Origin of the sequence: Yersinia sp. Marseille-Q3913, assembly GCF_963892745.1 — a bacterium.
GTDB lineage: Bacteria > Pseudomonadota > Gammaproteobacteria > Enterobacterales > Enterobacteriaceae > Yersinia > Yersinia bercovieri.
In genome coordinates, this window is the sequence record NZ_CAWQAF010000082.1 from 1 (window position 1) to 1,039 (window position 1,039).

Below are 1,039 nucleotides of genomic sequence, written 5' to 3' on the forward strand. Positions count from 1 at the left end.
CCAACAACATTACTCTCGCTGGCCTGATTTGATTAACACATCACTTCGTGAGAATTCGACGCGCATCGCAGATAAAACTTGGGAACTCTTTGTGAGCGGGCAGGTAACTGAGCACGTAGCAGAACAAGTGATGGGATGGCGCGAATTTAACGAAAAACGGATAACAACATAATGAACAACGATTATTGCAACTGGTTAGATGCGGGTCGCGCCGTCACGATCTTTGGCATTCCAGTGCTGGTTTATCTGGTATTTATCGTGTGGTTTTTTTGGCCAAGTATGCTGATGTTCCTCTTCTGTGTCGGATTGTTGGTGTTTTACAAACTACTGGCTTTCTTTGATTACACCCTCACGGTGGTGTTCCAGCGCCTATTGCACCGATTGCGTGGCAACATCATTACCGGTCGTCCCTGGTGGTATCGAAAATTCTTTGAATAGGAGTCCTATATGATAATCCTCAGCTCTGGCCATCCTTACCAACCTGTTGGGAGGCACAATGAAAGCGACTGAATCAACCTACCTCGTTATTCCATTCGAACAATTGAAAGAAGCCAAACGGCAGGCAGGCAAGCTGGACAATGGTGAGAATGCGCTGGTGTTCGACCCTAATCGCAAAATGTGGTTTGCCAAAGAGGGCTCTGAACTCAACAATCTCGCTCGTTGGCGCATCGACAATACGTTGGCCACCGAAACTAATAACGATTCCACACAAGAGTTTGGCGATTTTATCCGCTCACTGGGAGGGGACCTTAAAGGCTCCCCCGAGATGGACGGAAAAACTCATCGAATATCGATGAATGATGACAAACGAGGTAATAAGTCTGGAGTTTATGTCGGTCATTTGGATGGCTTTGCCAATGGTTGGTTTGCTGATCATCGAGAGGGGCATCGAAATACCTGGTCATCGAATTCAGACAAGCCTGACCCCATTGTGTTAGCACACCGCAAGGCAATGGCAGCACAAGAGCAACTACGGCGTGAAGTGAGGATACGTAAAGAGCAAGATAAGAAAGCAGCCGAACTCACCACAGTATACGGG

2 protein-coding genes are annotated in these 1,039 nt (G+C 47.4%); both read left to right on the top strand.

Annotation, left to right across the window (positions count from 1 at the left end; translation table 11 throughout):
* Window positions 1-171 precede the first annotated feature (171 nt).
* Window positions 172-438 carry an IcmT/TraK family protein gene (gene icmT / locus AACW11_RS19130; RefSeq protein ID WP_145592813.1) on the top strand — a complete coding sequence of 89 codons (267 nt, stop codon included), beginning with the start codon at window positions 172-174 and terminating at the stop codon, window positions 436-438.
* A gap of 58 nt (window positions 439-496) precedes the next feature.
* Window positions 497-1,039, top strand: a 543-nt coding sequence (locus tag AACW11_RS19135) for a DUF5710 domain-containing protein (protein WP_249192974.1), incomplete at its 3' end; no start/stop codon positions are given.

Coding starts and splice junctions, on each gene's coding strand:
- icmT (WP_145592813.1), top strand. CDS start 172: ATGAACAACGATTATTGCAACTGGTTAGATGCGGGTCGCGCCGTCACG.